Source organism: Cronobacter condimenti 1330 (assembly GCF_001277255.1).
Lineage (GTDB): Bacteria > Pseudomonadota > Gammaproteobacteria > Enterobacterales > Enterobacteriaceae > Cronobacter > Cronobacter condimenti.
Genome location: NZ_CP012264.1, coordinates 4,185,052 through 4,202,807, shown reverse-complemented (window position 1 = coordinate 4,202,807; position 17,756 = coordinate 4,185,052). Strand labels below are relative to the sequence as shown.

General features: G+C 58.8%; 15 protein-coding genes. 7 read left to right on the top strand and 8 right to left on the bottom strand.

The features are described 5' to 3' along the window. Positions 1-197 precede the first annotated feature (197 nt). The 4 genes from xylA to AFK62_RS19275 all read left to right on the top strand — a co-directional run bounded on the left by xylA (position 198) and on the right by AFK62_RS19275 (position 4,611). Positions 198-1,520 carry a xylose isomerase gene (xylA, locus tag AFK62_RS19290; RefSeq protein WP_007680675.1) on the top strand — a complete coding sequence of 441 codons (1,323 nt, stop codon included), beginning with the start codon at positions 198-200 and terminating at the stop codon, positions 1,518-1,520. Between the two features lie 53 nt (positions 1,521-1,573). Beyond that, complete coding sequence (gene xylB, locus AFK62_RS19285; protein WP_007680672.1) at positions 1,574-3,028, top strand: xylulokinase; 1,455 nt, start codon at positions 1,574-1,576, stop codon at positions 3,026-3,028. 123 nt (positions 3,029-3,151) lie between these two features. Continuing rightward, complete coding sequence (locus AFK62_RS19280) at positions 3,152-3,694, top strand: isochorismatase family protein (RefSeq protein WP_007680670.1); 543 nt, start codon at positions 3,152-3,154, stop codon at positions 3,692-3,694. Continuing rightward, the gene (locus AFK62_RS19275; protein ID WP_007680668.1) at positions 3,691-4,611 is read left to right on the top strand and encodes a GlxA family transcriptional regulator; all 921 of its coding nucleotides are present in this window, start codon (positions 3,691-3,693) and stop codon (positions 4,609-4,611) included. Before AFK62_RS19280 ends, AFK62_RS19275 begins: the two co-directional genes overlap by 4 nt. Here AFK62_RS19275 and AFK62_RS19270 read toward each other — a convergent pair. Beyond that, the gene (locus AFK62_RS19270; protein WP_007680666.1) at positions 4,604-5,596 is read right to left on the bottom strand and encodes an acyltransferase; all 993 of its coding nucleotides are present in this window, start codon (positions 5,594-5,596) and stop codon (positions 4,604-4,606) included. The genes AFK62_RS19275 and AFK62_RS19270 overlap by 8 nt on opposite strands. Before the next feature lie 187 nt (positions 5,597-5,783). On the opposite strand from AFK62_RS19270, the gene AFK62_RS19265 reads away from it, so the two are divergent. The 3 genes from AFK62_RS19265 to glyS all read left to right on the top strand — a co-directional run bounded on the left by AFK62_RS19265 (position 5,784) and on the right by glyS (position 9,204). After that, on the top strand, positions 5,784-6,095 hold the full coding sequence (locus AFK62_RS19265; protein ID WP_007680664.1) for a YsaB family lipoprotein: 312 nt from the start codon (positions 5,784-5,786) through the stop codon (positions 6,093-6,095). 118 nt (positions 6,096-6,213) lie between these two features. Continuing rightward, on the top strand, positions 6,214-7,125 hold the full coding sequence (gene glyQ / locus AFK62_RS19260; protein WP_004387598.1) for a glycine--tRNA ligase subunit alpha: 912 nt from the start codon (positions 6,214-6,216) through the stop codon (positions 7,123-7,125). 9 nt (positions 7,126-7,134) lie between these two features. Further along, a complete protein-coding gene (glyS, locus tag AFK62_RS19255; RefSeq protein ID WP_007680659.1) occupies positions 7,135-9,204 on the top strand; it encodes a glycine--tRNA ligase subunit beta in 2,070 nt (689 codons plus the stop codon). Positions 9,205-9,468: 264 nt separating this feature from the next. Here glyS and AFK62_RS19250 read toward each other — a convergent pair whose 3' ends face one another. From AFK62_RS19250 to AFK62_RS19220, 7 genes are all read right to left on the bottom strand, one after another. Beyond that, positions 9,469-9,762, bottom strand: coding sequence for an HTH-type transcriptional regulator (locus AFK62_RS19250; RefSeq protein ID WP_032984892.1), 294 nt, complete (start codon positions 9,760-9,762; stop codon positions 9,469-9,471). Positions 9,763-10,040: 278 nt separating this feature from the next. Then, complete coding sequence (gene uca, locus AFK62_RS19245) at positions 10,041-13,607, bottom strand: urea carboxylase (protein WP_053532088.1); 3,567 nt, start codon at positions 13,605-13,607, stop codon at positions 10,041-10,043. Positions 13,608-13,681: 74 nt separating this feature from the next. After that, the gene (locus AFK62_RS19240) at positions 13,682-14,317 is read right to left on the bottom strand and encodes an urea amidolyase associated protein UAAP2 (protein WP_007680648.1); all 636 of its coding nucleotides are present in this window, start codon (positions 14,315-14,317) and stop codon (positions 13,682-13,684) included. 2 nt (positions 14,318-14,319) lie between these two features. Beyond that, entirely contained in the window at positions 14,320-15,030 is a 711-nt protein-coding gene (locus tag AFK62_RS19235) for an urea amidolyase associated protein UAAP1 (protein ID WP_007680645.1), read from the bottom strand. Positions 15,031-15,044: 14 nt separating this feature from the next. After that, positions 15,045-15,860: an ABC transporter ATP-binding protein gene (locus AFK62_RS19230; protein ID WP_053532087.1), complete on the bottom strand. Its 816-nt coding sequence runs from the start codon at positions 15,858-15,860 to the stop codon at positions 15,045-15,047. A 9-nt stretch (positions 15,861-15,869) separates the two neighbouring features. Next, positions 15,870-16,682 (bottom strand): ABC transporter permease, encoded by an 813-nt coding sequence (locus AFK62_RS19225; RefSeq protein ID WP_007680638.1) that lies wholly within the window; start codon positions 16,680-16,682, stop codon positions 15,870-15,872. Positions 16,683-16,696: 14 nt separating this feature from the next. Further along, complete coding sequence (locus AFK62_RS19220; protein ID WP_007680635.1) at positions 16,697-17,752, bottom strand: putative urea ABC transporter substrate-binding protein; 1,056 nt, start codon at positions 17,750-17,752, stop codon at positions 16,697-16,699. Positions 17,753-17,756 lie beyond the last annotated feature (4 nt).

Genomic DNA, 17,756 nt, shown 5'->3' with positions numbered 1-17,756 from the left:
AAATCTAAATGTTTCACAAGCAAAATGGAATTTATCCCGCAATGCAATATTGTGTAGCGCTAAGCGCTTTTTTGCGAGCCAGCGCACATTTGTGCATTCTCTTAATCGCAGTGTGAAATAACGTAATTGAGCAACGGCAAAGGAAATTCCAGGATTAATTTATTCTCGCTGGAACAGCCCTGATTACGGAGTCAATTATGCCGACTTATTTCGACCAACTTGAACGTGTGCGTTATGAAGGCCCGAAAACCACCAATCCCCTGGCATTCCGCCATTACAATCCTGACGAGTTGGTTGCCGGCAAACGGATGGAAGATCATCTGCGTTTCGCCGCTTGCTACTGGCACACCTTCTGCTGGAACGGTTCGGATATGTTTGGCGTGGGCGCGTTTGAACGGCCGTGGCAGCAGGCGGGCGACGCGCTTAGCCTTGCGAAACGCAAAGCCGATGTAGCGTTTGAGTTTTTTCATAAGCTCAATGTGCCTTACTACTGCTTTCACGATGTTGACGTGTCGCCGGAAGGCGCGTCCCTGAAAGAGTACCTGAACAATTTCGCCCAGATGGTCGAGGTGCTGGCGCAAAAACAACAGGAGAGCGGGGTGAAGCTGCTATGGGGCACCGCCAACTGTTTCACCCATCCGCGCTACGGCGCAGGCGCTGCCACGAATCCTGACCCGGAAGTGTTCTCATGGGCGGCGACGCAGGTGGTCAACGCCATGAACGCGACACACCAGCTAGGCGGCGAAAACTACGTGCTGTGGGGCGGCCGTGAGGGTTACGAAACGCTGCTCAATACCGACCTGCGCCAGGAGCGGGAACAGCTGGGCCGCTTTATGCAAATGGTGGTCGAGCATAAGCATAAAACCGGCTTTCGCGGCACGCTGCTTATTGAGCCAAAGCCGCAGGAGCCAACTAAACACCAGTACGATTATGACGCCTCGACGGTGTATGGCTTTCTGAAACAGTTTGGGCTAGAAAAAGAGATTAAGCTCAATATTGAGGCTAACCACGCCACGCTTGCCGGGCACTCTTTCCACCACGAAATTGCCAGCGCAATCGCGCTCGGTATTTTTGGCTCGGTGGATGCGAACCGCGGCGATCCGCAGCTTGGCTGGGATACTGACCAGTTCCCGAACAGCGTCGAAGAGAATGCGCTGGTGATGTATGAAATCCTCAAAGCGGGCGGTTTTACTACCGGCGGCCTGAATTTCGACGCCAAAGTACGGCGCCAGAGCACCGATAAATATGATCTCTTTTATGGGCATATCGGGGCGATGGATACGATGGCGCTGTCGCTGAAAGTGGCGGCGAAAATGCTGGAAGAAGGCGAGCTGGATAAACGCGTCGCTCGCCGCTATGCGGGCTGGAACGGCGAACTGGGCCAGCAAATCCTGAAAGGCCAGATGACGCTTGCCGAGCTGGCGCAGTATGCAGAAGAGCATAATCTTGCGCCACAGCATCAGAGTGGGCATCAGGAAATGCTGGAAAATCTGGTCAATTATTATCTCTTTGATAAATAATCGAAACGCGTCGCGCCGCCCCAGAGCGGCGCGCTGGCTCAGGAGCGGCGGCTATGTATATAGGGATAGACCTCGGCACATCCGGGGTGAAAGTCATTCTGCTGGATGATCAGGGAATGCTGGTGACCTCGCAAAGCGAGGCGTTGCAGGTTTCTCGTCCACACCCGTTATGGTCAGAGCAAGATCCCGAAAGCTGGTGGCATGCGACGGACCGCGCAATACGAGCGCTGGGCCAGCAACATAGCCTGCGCGAGGTAAAAGCGATCGGCTTAAGCGGGCAAATGCACGGCGCGACATTGCTCGATAAACATCAGCAGGTGTTGCGTCCGGCCATTTTATGGAATGACGGGCGCAGCGCACAGGAGTGCGCGCTCCTTGAAGAGGCAGTTGCCGATTCTCGCGTTATTACGGGCAATCTGATGATGCCAGGCTTCACCGCGCCCAAATTGCTGTGGGTCGAGCGCCATGAGCCAGAAATATTCAACCGGCTCGATAAAGTGTTGCTGCCGAAGGATTACTTACGGCTGCGTATGACAGGCGATTTTGCGAGCGACATGTCTGACGCGGCAGGTACGATGTGGCTCGACGTGGCGCAACGTGACTGGAGCGAGACGATGCTTGCGGGCTGCCATCTGGAGCGCGCGCAGATGCCTGCGCTTTTTGAAGGTAGCGAGATAACCGGCCAGTTAAAAACGGAGGTTGCGCAGGCATGGGGTATGAATACGGTGCCGGTTGTCGCAGGCGGTGGGGATAACGCTGCGGGCGCGGTCGGCGTCGGGCTCGCGGATCCCGGCCAGGCGATGTTATCGCTTGGCACCTCCGGCGTGTACTTCGCAGTGAGTGACGGATTTCGTTCAAAGCCCGAACGCGCAGTTCATAGCTTTTGTCATGCCTTACCGGCGCGCTGGCATTTGATGTCGGTGATGCTGAGTGCGGCGTCATGTCTTGACTGGGCCGCCAGACTGACCGGTATGGAAAACGTGCCAGCGCTGCTGAACGCAGCACAGCACGCGCGTGCGGACGTAAGCCCCGTCTGGTTTTTGCCTTATCTTTCCGGCGAACGCACGCCACACAATAATCCGCTGGCGAAAGGCGTGTTCTTTGGCCTGACGCATGAGCACGGCCCCGCTGAGCTGGCGCGTGCGGTGCTTGAGGGCGTAGGTTATGCGCTGGCCGATGGCATGGATATAGTGCATGAATGTGGCATCACGCCGCAAAGCGTTACGCTCATCGGCGGTGGCGCGCGCAGTGCGTGGTGGCGGCAAATGCTGGCGGATATCAGCGGGATGCCGCTGGATTACCGTACCGGCGGCGATGTTGGTCCGGCGCTCGGCGCGGCGCGGCTTGCGCAAATCGCGCTCGCCCCTGAGCGTCCGTTGTGCGAGCTGCTCCCTCCCTTGCCACTGGAACAACAACATCAGCCGGATGCGGCGCGCTATCAACGCTACGGCGAACAGCGCGAAACTTTCCGCCAACTCTACCGTCAACTGTTGCCGCTGATGTCCTGAACAACGCCGGGCGGGCAGAAAAACGCGTCCTGATACGCCCGGTTTTTGTCCTTTTCTGGTCTGCCCGATAGCAGCCGCGCCTGTGAGAATAGGGGGCACTCTCCCGCACACAGGTGTCCTGAAATGACGCGTACCGCCCTGCTGAATATTGATACTCAACAATCCTTCTTTCATCGTCCCTACTGGCGTGAAGATGACTTTCCGGCTTTCAGTGACGCCATGAATAAACTTATCGACGGTTGTGAGGCGCGCAATGTGCCGGTGGTCGACATCTTGCACGTGGATGACGATGCGCTGTTTACGCTGGATTCCGGCTTTGTTACGCCGATGCCCTTTTTACGCCACCGCGCCGCTGCCACTTTCCACAAACATGTCCATAACGCCTTTACCGATACGGGGCTGGATTTATGGCTGCGCCAAAGAGATATTAACCACCTGATTATCTGCGGTATCCGTACCGAACAGTGCTGCGAAACCACAACGCGTGTCGCCTCTGACCTGGGCTATCGGGTGACGTTTGTCAGCGAAGCGACGCTCACCTTCCCAATGACGTGGAAAGGGATAACGCTGGATGTGGAGACGCTGCGTCACCGCACCGAAACGGTGCTGGCGGGGCGTTTTGCAACGATTAGCAGCGTGGTGCAATGTCTGGAGTCTTTGGAATGACCATTCCTGTCTGGTTTGTGGTGCTGCCTGGCGTCATGGCGCTCGATTTAACCGGCCCGGCGGAGACGCTGGCGCTGGCGGGTCAGGCATTCAGCCTCAATTATATCGGGCCTGATGAGCGCATCGTCATGTCGACGGGGCTTCAGGTCGCCGGTATCGCACCATTGCCAGAAACCCTGCCACCCCACAGTTTGCTCGTCCTGCCGGGCGTGTCAGATTCCAGCCGCTGGTTTGATACGCCGCAGGCGCTCGCCGCGCGTAACTGGCTGATGCGCCTGCAACCCCAAATCCATAGCCGACAGCTTACCCTGATTTGTGTCTGTTCCGGGGCGCTGCTGGCGGCGCGGGCCGGGCTGCTGCACGGGGTAGAATGCACCACGCATCACGATGTACTGGCCCGGCTGAAAACGGCCGCGCCAGGCGCACTGGTCCGCGATAACCGTATTTTTGTAGAAGATCGCGGTATCTGGACCAGCGCGGGCATCACTTCCGGTATCGATTTAAGTTTGCACCTGATCCATCGTCTCAGCGGGCCGCGTGCAGCGCTTGATGTGGCGCGCGAGATGGTCGTGTGGTTTCGCCGCTCCGGCGACGACCCGCAGCTGTCGCCCTGGCTGCGCTACCGTAATCATTTACATCCCGCCGTGCATCGTGCCCAGGATTTACTGGCTTCTCACCCGCAGGGCGCATGGAGCCTGGTGGAGATTGCCGGACGGGTGCATGTCAGCCCACGACATCTCTCGCGGCTGTTCAGGGAACATTTAGGCATTAGCGTGCGCGACTATCTGGAGCAACTGCGCGTGGCGTTTGCGAGCCAGTGTTTATTGCAGGGGCAGGGGACAGAACAGGCGGCGCTGGCCGCCGGGTTCTCGTCCGCCCGGCAGTTCCAGCGCGCCCGCGCGCGTGCCGTTAACTGACGAGCCGACGGCGGTCAACGCGCTGCAACAGCGCGGAAAGCAGCACACTGCCCGCCAGCGTGGCGCCAAAAATCCACACGATATCCAGCGCAGGCCACGTGGTGATGTCGAAATGGCGGGTGCGCAGAAAGTGAATGATCAATGCATGAAAGCCGTAAATTCCGAGCGAATAACGCGCAATAAACGCAAGCGGCGCCAGCGGGCGGTTGAGCGTATTTTTTGCGAGCACCAGCAGGCTTAATGCGGCGATTAACACCAGCGGGCCGCAGTAGAGATAAAATGTGTCGGCAAAGTTGCCGTGGCTTTCCAGCGCCTGATGCGTCCCGCTTGCGATAGATACGGTACTTACCGCAAGCAGCACAGCCGCCAGCAGGGTCACCGGACGCTGCTGCGTCTCCATCATGCCGATAGCCCGTCCCATCAGTCCATACAGCACGTAATAGAACGTGTCGCCATTGATATACAAATTTACCGGTAACCACTGCACGCCATCAAACTTTTGCGCCACCGTGTTTGGGTTGGCGATAACGCCAAGCAGTACAACCAGTGCCAGCGCCGTTCGGCCATCAATGCGTTTTACGCTAATCAGCGGCGAAAGCAGGTAAATGACCACGATCGCAAAGAAAAACCATAAATGGTAGAAGACAGGCTTTTGTAACAATAGCTTAAGCGAAAGGTTTGCATCGATAGGCGTCAGCAACGCGATATACGCGAGCGCTACTGCGCTATAAAACACGAGGCAGAGCGCGATACGCAGAAAATGCCGTTGCCCGGCGCTGCGTTCGCCGAAGAACAGATACCCTGAAATCATAAAAAACAGCGGCACGCTGACGCGTGAAGCGGCGTTCAGCAGGTTGGCGAAATCCCAGCTAAGCGCACTGACGACAGTAGGGTTAGTAATATACCAGGTGGTAGTGTGGATCATGATGACCATCAGGCAGGCAATTGCGCGCAGGTTATCTATCCAGTGAATTTTTTGCTGCATCAGTTCCTCTGTACCATCTTTAATTATCAGCAGTGTGACTGCCTGATTCTGGATTCTGCACCACGGAACAGTCTGAGTTTGACGGCTGACTATTGTCAGCCAGGGGGCGGTTTCGCAGAATGCACGCCCTTTGTCCGCTGCGGTAACTCGCGCTTTGGTTGTCATTTTAACATGGAGATAACACATCATGACGAGGCTGTTGCCCCGCACGCTTTGGCTGGTTCTTTTTACGGGGGCGCTTGCCGGTTGCAGTCATGAGGACGCGCATCCGCAGCATGCGCAAAAAGGCCGCGTCAGCGCGCCGCACTCGCTTGAGATGGAGCAACTTTGCAAAGATAAAGCGGCCCGCCGCTACAATACCGCCGCGCAGAAAATCACGGTGATGGGCTTTGAGGCGTTTCAGGGAAGCTATGAAATGCGGGGTTATACGGCGCGTGAAGAGGGCTTTACCTGTTCCTTCGACGCGGATGGTCAATTTTTACACCTTTCGATGCGTTAATGGCGCAACCACGCGTCAACAGCCTGGTTTTGGACGTGGATTGAGGCTGTATATCTGGCGGTCAACGGGTATACTGACCGCTTCCAAATAAACCCACTCGTATCGCGTGCGAAATCATATGCAAAAGTTTGATACCAGGACCTTTCAGGGCCTGATCCTGACCTTACAGGATTACTGGGCTCGTCAGGGCTGCACCATCGTTCAACCTCTGGACATGGAAGTCGGCGCTGGCACCTCCCACCCGATGACCTGCCTGCGGGCGCTGGGCCCGGAGCCTATCGCGGCCGCTTACGTTCAGCCTTCTCGCCGCCCGACCGATGGCCGCTACGGCGAAAACCCTAACCGTTTACAGCACTACTACCAGTTCCAGGTGATCATCAAGCCGTCACCGGACAATATTCAGGAGCTGTACCTGGGGTCGCTTAAAGAGCTGGGTATGGATCCGACCATTCATGATATTCGCTTCGTAGAAGATAACTGGGAAAACCCGACGCTTGGTGCCTGGGGTCTTGGCTGGGAAGTGTGGCTGAACGGTATGGAAGTGACGCAGTTCACTTACTTCCAGCAGGTCGGCGGCCTGGAGTGTAAACCGGTCACCGGCGAAATCACCTACGGTCTTGAGCGTCTCGCGATGTACATCCAGGGCGTAGACAGCGTTTACGACCTCGTGTGGAGTGACGGCCCGCTCGGCAAAACCACTTACGGCGACGTGTTCCATCAGAACGAAGTGGAGCAATCCACCTATAACTTCGAATACGCTGACGTCGATTTCCTCTTCACCTGCTTTGAGCAGTACGAGAAAGAAGCTCAACAGCTGCTGGCGCTGGAAAACCCGCTGCCGCTGCCTGCTTATGAACGTATTCTGAAAGCCGCCCACAGCTTCAACCTGCTGGACGCGCGTAAGGCCATCTCGGTGACCGAACGCCAGCGCTACATTCTGCGTATCCGCACGCTGACCAAAGCCGTGGCCGAAGCCTACTACGCCTCCCGTGAGGCGCTGGGCTTCCCGATGTGCAACAGAAATAAATAAGAGGCTGCCATGTCTGAGAAAACGTTCCTGGTGGAGATTGGCACTGAAGAGCTGCCACCAAAAGCCCTGCGCAGCCTGGCGGAATCCTTCGCTGCGAACTTTACCGCTGAACTGGACGCTGCGGGCCTGACCCACGGCGTGGTGAGCTGGTTTGCGGCGCCGCGCCGTCTGGCGCTGAAAGTGGCGAGCCTTGCGGCTTCCCAGCCAGATCGTGAAGTTGAAAAACGCGGCCCGGCGGTCTCTGCGGCGTTTGACGCGCAAGGCAACCCGAGCAAAGCGGCCGAAGGTTGGGCGCGCGGCTGCGGTATTACCGTCGATCAGGCTGAGCGTCTGGTGACGGATAAAGGCGAATGGCTGATGTATCGCGCCCATGTGAAAGGCGAAAGCGCACAAGCGCTGCTGCCGAACATGGTGAGCACCGCGCTTTCTAAACTGCCTATCCCGAAACTGATGCGTTGGGGCGCGTCCGAGGTGCAGTTTGTGCGCCCGGTGCACACCGTGACGCTGCTGCTGGGCGATGAAGTCATCCCGGCGACAATCCTCGGCATTCAGTCCGATCGCGTGATCCGCGGCCACCGCTTTATGGGCGAGCCGGAATTCACCATCGATAACGCCGATCAATATCCGCAAATTCTGCTGGAGCGTGGCAAAGTCATCGCGGATTACAACGCCCGTAAAGCCAAAATCCAGCAAGATGCCGAAGCGGCCGCAGCCAAAATCGGCGGCAATGCTGATCTTAGCGACAGCCTGCTGGAAGAAGTCACCGCGCTGGTGGAATGGCCTGTGGTACTGACCGCGAAATTCGAAGAGAAATTTCTGGCGGTGCCGGCGGAAGCGCTGGTCTACACCATGAAAGGCGACCAGAAATATTTCCCGGTCTACGGTGCTGACGGCAAGCTGCTGCCGAACTTTATTTTCGTGGCGAACATCGAGTCCAAAGATCCGTACCAGATTATCTCCGGTAACGAAAAAGTGGTGCGCCCGCGTCTGGCCGATGCTGAATTCTTCTTCAATACCGACCGTAAAAAGCGTCTTGAAGATAACCTGCCGCGTCTTGAAACCGTCCTGTTCCAGCAACAGCTTGGTACGCTTCGTGATAAAACCGACCGTATTCAGGCGCTCTCCGGCTGGATTGCCAGCCAGATTGGCGCGGACGTAAATCACGCGACGCGTGCGGGCCTGCTGTCCAAGTGCGACCTGATGACCAATATGGTGTTTGAATTCACCGACACCCAGGGCGTGATGGGGATGCACTACGCGCGTCACGACGGCGAAGCCGAAGACGTGGCCGTTGCGCTGAACGAGCAATACATGCCGCGCTTCGCGGGCGATGCGTTGCCTTCAAGCCTGGTGGCCTGCGCGGTGGCCATTGCCGATAAGATGGATACCCTGGCCGGGATTTTCGGCATCGGTCAGCATCCGAAAGGTGATAAAGACCCGTTCGCACTGCGCCGCGCCGCACTCGGTGCACTGCGTATCATAGTTGAGAAGCACCTGCCGCTGGATCTGCAGACGCTGACCGAAGAAGCCGTGCGCCTCTATGGCAGCAAGCTGACCAACGCGAAAGTGGTGGATGATGTTGTCGACTTCATGCTCGGCCGTTTCCGCGCCTGGTATCAGGACGAAGGCTACAGCGTCGACACCATCCAGGCCGTACTGGCGAACCGTCCGACCCGCCCGGCTGATTTTGATGCCCGCATGAAGGCGGTCTCGCACTTCCGCACCCTGGATGAAGCGGCGGCGCTGGCGGCAGCGAACAAGCGTGTTTCCAACATTCTTGCTAAAGCGACCGAGCCGCTGAACGACCAGGTTCAGGCATCGCTTTTGAAAGAAGATCCGGAAATCCGTCTCGCGCTTCAGGTTTCTGTGATGCGCGATAAGCTGCAACCGCTGTTTGCAGAAGGCCGCTATCAGGAGGCGCTGGTTGAGCTGGCGCAGCTGCGTGAGCCGGTGGATGAATTCTTTGAGAAAGTGATGGTTAACGCAGATGATGCGCAGGTGCGTATTAATCGCCTGACGCTGCTTGCTAAATTACGTGAGCTGTTCCTGCAGGTTGCGGATATTTCGCTGCTCCAGTAACGTGTTCCAGTAATAATAAAAAACCCGCCGCTGGCGGGTTTTTTATTTCGGTATTCGCCGCGATATATTCCTATTTTATGAACGGGAAATACGGGCAACCTTGTTTACGCACCTGAGAAGTAACCTTTGGACAGGGAAACGATCCCGCACCCAGGCCAGCAGGCCGGGCGTGTCTGCACGCGCCTGAATCGAATTAACCAAAAGCAACGCCCCCGCAGATGCGGGGGCGTTTTTGTTTGCGAAAAAAAGCGTGCCGACGACGGGTTATTCCATTAGCTGTTTACTGAGCATGGGATTTGCCTGGATAAGGCGCATCAGCTTCAGTTCGGCGCTGGAGGGTTTCACGCGTCGGGATTCCCACTCCTGCACCATTGAGACACTAACGCCCATTACGCGTGCCAGATCGTCCGTTTTCAGGCCCGTCCTTTTGCGTAATAGTTCAAATTCTGAAAACACATTCGATTTCTGTGCAGCCGTAACTGTCTCGCAGACATCTTTTTTAAATACAATTTGTTCGAGGCTGCTGAGCAACTCAAACATAGGGTCTTTAGATTCCATTTTGGACTCCTAAATCACACAGCGGGATCGTGAACATCTAAGAAGCTTCTTAATCATAGTTCGGAAAAAACAACGCGCGGGGAGGGAAGGGGCGGATTTTTCGCCAGCGGCTCCGTAAGCCCTGAAACACCCGGTTCGTTGGTGAAAAATAGCGCTATAACTGACTGATATTCAGATTGTTCTTAGCTGGCGTATAATTTTGTAAAGGCGCCTCCGGCGCTCCTTTGCTGCCAGCCGCGATCGCGCGTATGCCAGGCCTCCTTGCCCGGCATAAGCGGTTACGCTGCTTTTTCGATCAACATCAGCAACTGACCGGCCTGTACCTGGTGCCCCTGCTGACGCTGCAACGTACGGATAGTCCCCGTCACTGGCGAAGTCACCGGAATCTCCATTTTCATCGATTCCAGAATTCCGATGATTTGCCCTTCGCTGACTTGCTCGCCAGGCTGCACCAGCCACTGCCAGACGCTGCCTGCGACCTGGCTTTCCACGCCGCAGCAGTGCTCCGGTATCGCCTCAACGATATCCTCCTGCTCCGCCAGCGCGCTGTCGAACGTGAACTGACCGTCAGCGCGCCAGCGTGCAAGTTCTTCATCAAATGCCTGCTGGCGCTTGTGCTGGAACGCCCCGATGCTCGCTGACTCCTGCTCCAGCATGTGCTGATAATCGCGCAGGCTGAATTCACCCTCTTCGACACGAAGCGGGTAGTCGCCCCAGGGGAAGCGTTCACGGATCTCCGCCAGCGCTTCATGGGTTACAGGATAAAAGCGGATCTGATCGAAAAAGCGCAGCAGCCAGGGCTGCGTGAAATCGCGGGTTTTGCGGTCGCGGTTCCACATTTGCAGCGTGCGGCCCACAAACTGATAGCCGCCCGGCCCCTCCATTCCATACACGCACAAATATGCGCCGCCAATACCCACTGAGTTTTCGGCAGTCCATGTGCGCGCCGGATTATATTTGGTGGTTACCAGGCGATGGCGCGGGTCAAGCGGCGTGGCGACCGGCGCGCCGAGGTAGACATCGCCAAGCCCCATGACTAAGTAAGCGGCGTTAAACACGGTCTCTTTGACCTGTTCCACGCTCTCAAGCCCATTGATGCGGCGAATAAATTCAATATTGCTCGGGCACCACGGCGCGCCGGGGCGCACGGACTGGGTATAGCGGGAAATGGCCTCCCGGCACGCCGCGTCATCCCAGGAGAGCGGCAGCCAGACGGTGCGTGACGGCACACGAGCGTCACGCAGATCGCCAAGACCGAGATCGGCCTCGATCAGCGTTTTTAGCAGGATCGCACGCGGACAGATCGTCGGGTCGAAGTGGATCTGTAACGAGCGGATCCCGGGCGTCATTTCAAGCCGACCAGGCTGCGGCTGGCGCTCCAGCTGCTGCATTAATGCATGTACACGAAACCGCAGGGCAATATCGAGTTTTTGCTCGCCATATTCCACCAGTAAAAAGCGATCGCCTGCGGCGCGCACGGTCATCGCGGGCATTCCGTCGCGCGCCGCATCCTGCCAGAGAACAGGCGAAGGCAGCGTCTGCGCCTGTTCGGGCGCGAACGCGGTGGGGGCGGTGGTGTCGGCGTTCTCCAGCGTGACCGGCACAAACGTCAGCGTATCGCCCGCTTTTAGCTGGCCGAGCTTCCAGAGATCGGCGTCAATGACTGTCGCCGGGCAGACAAAACCGCCGAGGGACGGGCCGTCCGGACCGAGAATAACCGGCATATCGCCGGTGAAATCCACGGTGCCGAAGGCGTAAGCGTTATCGTGAATATTCGACGGGTGCATGCCCGCTTCGCCGCCATCCGGACGCGCCCAGGCGGGTTTCGGCCCGATGAGACGGATGCCGGTACGGCTGGAGTTGTAATGCACCTGCCAGCGCGCGGCGAAAAAGGCCTCTATATCCGCTGGCGTGAAAAATTCCGGCGCGCCATGAGGGCCGTAAATGACGCGCAGCTGCCAGTGCGAGCCGAGCGTTGGATAGGCGTCTTTTGCAAGCGTCGCAGGCGGGCAGCGGGCAGGTGCGGCCAGATGCAGGACGTCGCCGGTGCGCAGCGCGCGCCCCGCGTGCCCGCCGAATTTGCCGAGCGTAAAGGTGCTGCGACTGCCGAGATAGCGCGGGCAATCCAGTCCGCCTGCCAGCAGGAGATAGCTGCGGCATCCCGCGCCGTGAATATCACCAAGGCGCAGCGTTTGCCCGGCCTCAATGGCCACGACTTCGCCCATCGGGAGCGGCAGGCCATCAAGCTCCGCCTCGATCGCCGCGCCGGTCAGCACCACCGAACAGGCGCGGTTAACGCGAAGGGTCGGCCCGCGCAGCGTGATTTCTAGCCCTGCGGCGTCCTGCGGGTTGCCGAGCAGTTCATTGCCGAGCGCAAACGCGAGCCTGTCGCATGGACCGGATGGCGGCACGCCCACATGCCAGTAGCCGGTGCGGCCTGGCAGATCCTGAATGGTAGTCAGCGTGCCGCCCGCGAGCACGTCCAGCGTCGCGGGCTGCCAGCTGACCTGACCGAGTGTTGCGGTGACCACCTCGCCGTTTTGCACCTCCGGCAGCCGCAGCAAGTGGCGCAGCCAGCCGAGATTCGTTTCAATGCCGTAGAGTCGGCTCTCGTCGAGCGTCTGGCGCAGCGCTTTCAGCGCCTGGTCGCGTGTGTCGGCATGGACAATCACTTTCGCGAGCATCGGATCGTAAAACGCAGACACCTCACACCCTGCCGATATCCAGCTATCGACGCGCAGCGTTGCGCCCGCAACTTTCTCTGGAAATACCGCTTCGCTCAGCAGCCCGGCCACCGGCTGGAAATTTTTCGCCGGATCTTCGGCATAAAGGCGGACCTGAATCGCGTGGCCGTGCGGCGATGTGCGCAGCGTCTCCAGCGGCGGGAGCGCGCCTGCGCCAAGCGCTATCATCCAGCGCACAATGTCCACGCCGTACACCATCTCAGTGACGCCATGCTCTACCTGTAAACGCGTGTTCACTTCCAGAAACCAGAACTGCTGCGCCTGGTCGTCATAGACATACTCCACGGTGCCTGCGCTGCGGTAATTTACCGCCTGACACAGCCGCACAGCGGTCGCCTGGAGCGCGGCGCGCGTGGCATCTGAAAGACGCGGCGCGGGCGTTTCTTCAATGACCTTCTGGTTGCGGCGCTGGGCGGAGCAGTCACGCTCGCCAAGGGCTATCACCTGGCCTTCGCCATCGCCAAAAACCTGTACTTCGATATGACGCGCGCGCGCGATAAATTTCTCTAAAAAGACGCCATCGTCGGCGAAATTATTCCCTGCAAGACGTTTAACGCGGGTAAACGCCTCGCTGAGCGCCTGTGCGTCGTCGCAGCGCTGCATTCCGATGCCGCCGCCGCCCGCCGTGCTTTTCAGCATGACCGGATAGCCAATGTCGCGTGCGGCGTCGAGCGCTGCATCAAGCGAGTGCAACAGGCCGCTGCCGGGCAGCAACGGCACGTTATTTTGCTGCGCCAGCTCGCGGGCGCGGTGTTTCAGGCCAAAGGCCGCCATCTGTTCAGGCGTGGGGCCCAGAAATACCACACCTTCGCTGGCGCAGCGCGCCACGAAGCTCGCGTTTTCACTGAGAAAGCCATAGCCCGGGTGTACCGCGTCCGCGCCGCATTCGCGCATGATCGCAAACAGCTTGTCCTGGTTTAGGTAAGTGTCGCGCACGTTGCCGTCGCCGAGCGGGAAGGCGAGGTCTGCGAGGCGCACATGCTCGGCGTGTTTATCGGCTTCGGCATAGACCGCAACGGCGGTGATGCCCATCTGTTTCAGCGTACGGATGATGCGCACCGCGATGGCGCCGCGGTTGGCGATTAGAATTCGGGTAAACATAACCGGATCTCCGGCGGGCAGGTCGTCCTGCGTGGTTTTCGCGCTGTGGCGCGGGTCGTCCCGCAGCGCCAGAATTACCAGACGGCGACGTCAATCGGCGTTGGGTTATAGCCATTACAGGGGTTATTGAGCTGCGGGCAGTTGGAGATCAGCACCAGAATGTTCATTCTGGCGACCAGCTCCACATATTTGCCCGGCGCCGAAATGCCGTCGGCAAACGTCAGCCCGCCGTCGCGCGTTACCGGCACGTTCATGAAAAAGTTGACGTTATGGGTGATATCGCGACGCGTCAGGCCATATTCGGGGTGCTGCGCGACGGCCAGCATCCAGGAGTCGCGACAGGCGTGCATGTGGCGTTTTTCAAGGTCATAGCGCACGGTGTTGCTTTCGCATGAGCACGCGCCGCCGAGCGTGTCGTGGCGTCCGCAGGTATCGGCGACAATCTCAAGCATAGGGCGGTCGTCACTGGAGCGCAGCACGCTGCCGGTCGTCAGAAATACGTTACGCTGGCCACGGAGCGTATCGGTCACGCTGTAGCGTTCTGCGGTGTTGTCGGCGTTAAAGAACAGCGTGTCGGCGGCCTGGTTGCCTTCAAGATCGGTAATGCGCAGCGTTTCGCCCTCGCGCAGCCGCCAGATCCAGTAATCGCCGGCATCAATGGTGGCGCGATGGACCGCCGCCTGTGGGTTACGGGTGCTTTCAGTCAGCATCGTCACACTCCTTCGCTGAGATAGTAGAGGTGGTTATTGCGCAGGCCGCGCTGGTTCTCCGCGCGCGCAAGGCAGCTTGCCGGCAACGGCTGGCGTGTGCCGTCGACCGTCAGGCCGAGCGGCGCGGTGGGGTAGGTGGTGGACTCGCTGAGTGGGTGAGGGCAGGTGTGCAGCACGACAAGCGTATCCATCGCGAAACGCAGCCGGACGCTGGCTCCCGGCAATCCTTGCGCGGTGAGTGCAAGCGCGCCGTCATCGCCGGTTTCCACCCGGGCGAAAAAGTTAACGTTGGCAGCCATGTCACGCTTGCCGAGCCCATATTTAGCAAGCTCGGTTAAAAAGCTGTCGACCCCGTTCTGGTGGCGTTCGTTGTGAGCATGCTGGTAGCGGCGCACGCCGAATTGCTGCTCGGTAAGCGCGGCGTTGCCGCTGCCGCAGACCGTCTCATGCCAGCCGAAGGTGTCTTGCTCAATACCGCAGAAAATCCGCCCCATGTCGGAATAGAGGCAGTGGCCTTCCGTCAGGCGAAACGTATGCTGGCATTTCAGCGTATCTGGCGCGTTATAGCGCTCAAGAGGGTTTTCCGGGTTATAGAACAGCGCCGCCGCGTTAACGCCGCCCGCGATGTCGGTCAGCGTCAGAGCGGTGCCGCGGCGCATTACCAGCGACCAGTGGCTACCGGCGGGCAGCCGGGTTTCATATACAGTTTCCATAGCGTCTCCTTGGGTTAACCTTCGCTGATCAAAGCCAGCGGGCGTTGTGTAGGATCAGATCCGGGAAAGGGGCGCACGACCGAATGACGTGGCCTGACTTTGCCTGCGGGCGCTCTGTCCAGCGGAATGTCGTAGGTGATGCACGCGCCAAACGCGTCCGGTGCCTGTGGATCGTGGCGCACCTTGTCAAACACCCACAGGCGCGAGCCAAGCGAAAACCCTTCTTTAAGATCGTGCGTAATCATGAAAATGGTCAGGCGATGGCGCTCCCACAGCTCGCTGATAAGCAGATGCATTTCGCTGCGAATACCCGGGTCGAGCGCGCCGAACGGCTCGTCGAGCAGCAAAATGCGCGGCTGTTTCATCAGCGCCTGGGCCAGCGCCAGGCGCTGCTGCATCCCACCTGAAAGCTGATGGGGGTATTTATCCTGCGCCGCGAGCAGCCCCACCTGCTCCAGCATCGCGCGGGCGCGCTCACGGATAGCGGTGCGCTTGCGGCCCCAGACGCGCCCGAGCAGTCGCGCTTCATGAAATTCATCGGCCAGCATGACGTTGCCAATTACCGTCAGGTGCGGAAACACCGAGTAGCGCTGAAACACCACGCCGCGCTGAGCGTCTGGCTCCTGCGCCAGCGGCTGGCCATCCAGCAACAGTTGTCCTTTGCTGGGGGCTTCGGTGCCGAGCAGCATTTTCAGGAAGGTGGTTTTGCCGCAGCCGGACGCGCCGACGACCGAGACAAATTCGCCTTCTTCCACCGTGACGTTCAGCCGTTCCAGCACCACCTGATTGCCATAGTGTTTTTCAAGATTTTTCAGTTCGAGCAATGGCATAGCGGCTCCTTACCGGGCGTGATACCAGGGAAAACAACGGCGATTGAGCATGCGAAGGGCGAGGTCCAGCAAAAAGGCGAGCAGCGTTATCCAGGCGACATAAGGCAGGATGACGTCCATCGCCATATAGCGACGCATCAGGAAGATGCGGTAGCCCAGCCCTTCGGTGGCGGCGATGGCTTCCGCCGCGATAAGAAACAGCCAGGCGGCCCCGAGCGACAGACGTAGCGCGTCAAGCAGGCGCGGCAGCAACTGCGGCAGGATGACGCGCCAGAGGATCTGCGCGCTGTGTCCGCCAAGCGTCTGGGCTTTCACCAGTTGCTCCTGCGGTATCGTCATCGCCTGGAGTTGCAGGTCACGGGCGATAAACGGTGTGATGCCAATGACAATCAGCACTACTTTAGAGAGTTCGCCAAGCCCGAAGCAGATAAACAGAATCGGCAGAATGGCGAGCGGCGGGATCAGCGCCACAATCGTGAGCAGCGGCGAGACGACTGCCCTCACCGAGGGCAGTGCGCCGCAAAACAGGCCGAGCAGCAGCGCCAGCGTGCCGCTTATCAGGGTGCCGGTAAGCAGACGCGCCAGGCTTGCGGCGGTGTCGGCCCAGAGCAGGTATTCGCCGGTGCGCGGGCTTGGCGTAAACGCCATGCGGTCAATAGCGGCGAACATCGCGTCAAAGCCCGGCAGCAGTTTGTCGGCGCTGTTAGCAGCAAGACGCGCATCGGAGGCGATGAGATAAAAGAGGATCAGCGCCAGTAGCGGTAGCGCGCCCAGCATGACGCGGCTCATTGGCTGCGGCTGGAAGTTAATCATTTTGCGCATGGGCGCCTCCGTGATCAGAGCTTATTGTCGGCGGCGAGACGGACAAACTCGTCGCTGAAATGCAGCTTGAGATTGGTTTCATCACCCCAGTTGCCAGCAGGCGTAGTGACGCCGACCACATCCGCGGCGGGGGCCGCGTCGCCCAGCAGACCGTGCGCGAAGGAGAACTCCGCGACTTTCTGCATAGTGGCTTTAAGCTGCGGGCTGGTGGTGAACGCCAGCGCCTGCTGCGGCGTGACAAAAAGGTGCGTCGCCGCAAGCTGGGCGTCGAAACCGGCGAGTGTGGTGCCAGCCGCTTCGCCCATGTGTGTGCGGGCGGTTTTGGCGCTGGCGCTATCCCCCTGCATGGTGTTCAGCGTTTCAAACCAGGCGCCGACCAGCGCTTTGCCAAGTTCCGGGTGCGCTTTCAGCGTCGCGCTGTTAACCACCAGCAGATCAAGAATTTCGCCGGGAATTTGCGCCGAGGTGAAAAGGGTTTTCGAGCCGGGCTGCTTTTGCGCCTCCGCCAGCAGCGGGTTCCAGGTAACGATGGTTTTCACATCTGGCGTGCTGTAAGCGGCGACCAGATCGGCGTCGGCGGTATTGACGACCTTAATGTCTCTTTCGCTAAGCCCGGCGGTTTCGAGCGCGCGCGCCAGCAGATAATGGGACACAGAAAGCTCCACCAGATTCACCGACTGGCCTTTCAGCGCCGCGATGCTGGCTGCGGATTTAGAGAGGATGCCGTCGTTGCCGTTGGAGTAATCACCGACGATAAGCGCGGTGCTTTCCACGCCGCCCGCCGCCGGAATGGTGAGCGCGTCCATATTGGTCATGGTGCAGCCGTCAAAGCCGCCTGCGGTATATTGATTCACCGACTCGATATAGTCGTTTACCTGCACAAACTGGATATCAATGTTGTACTTGTCGGCCCATTTTTTGACGATGCCGTTTTGTTGGGCGTAGTCCCAGGGCATCCAGCCTGCGTAGACAGACCAGCAGAGCTTAAAGGCGGGTTTCGCCGCGCAGGCGGACACGCTAAAAAGCGCGAGCGCGGCGAGCAAAAGGGCTTTCTGGCAGGCGTTAAGCATGGTG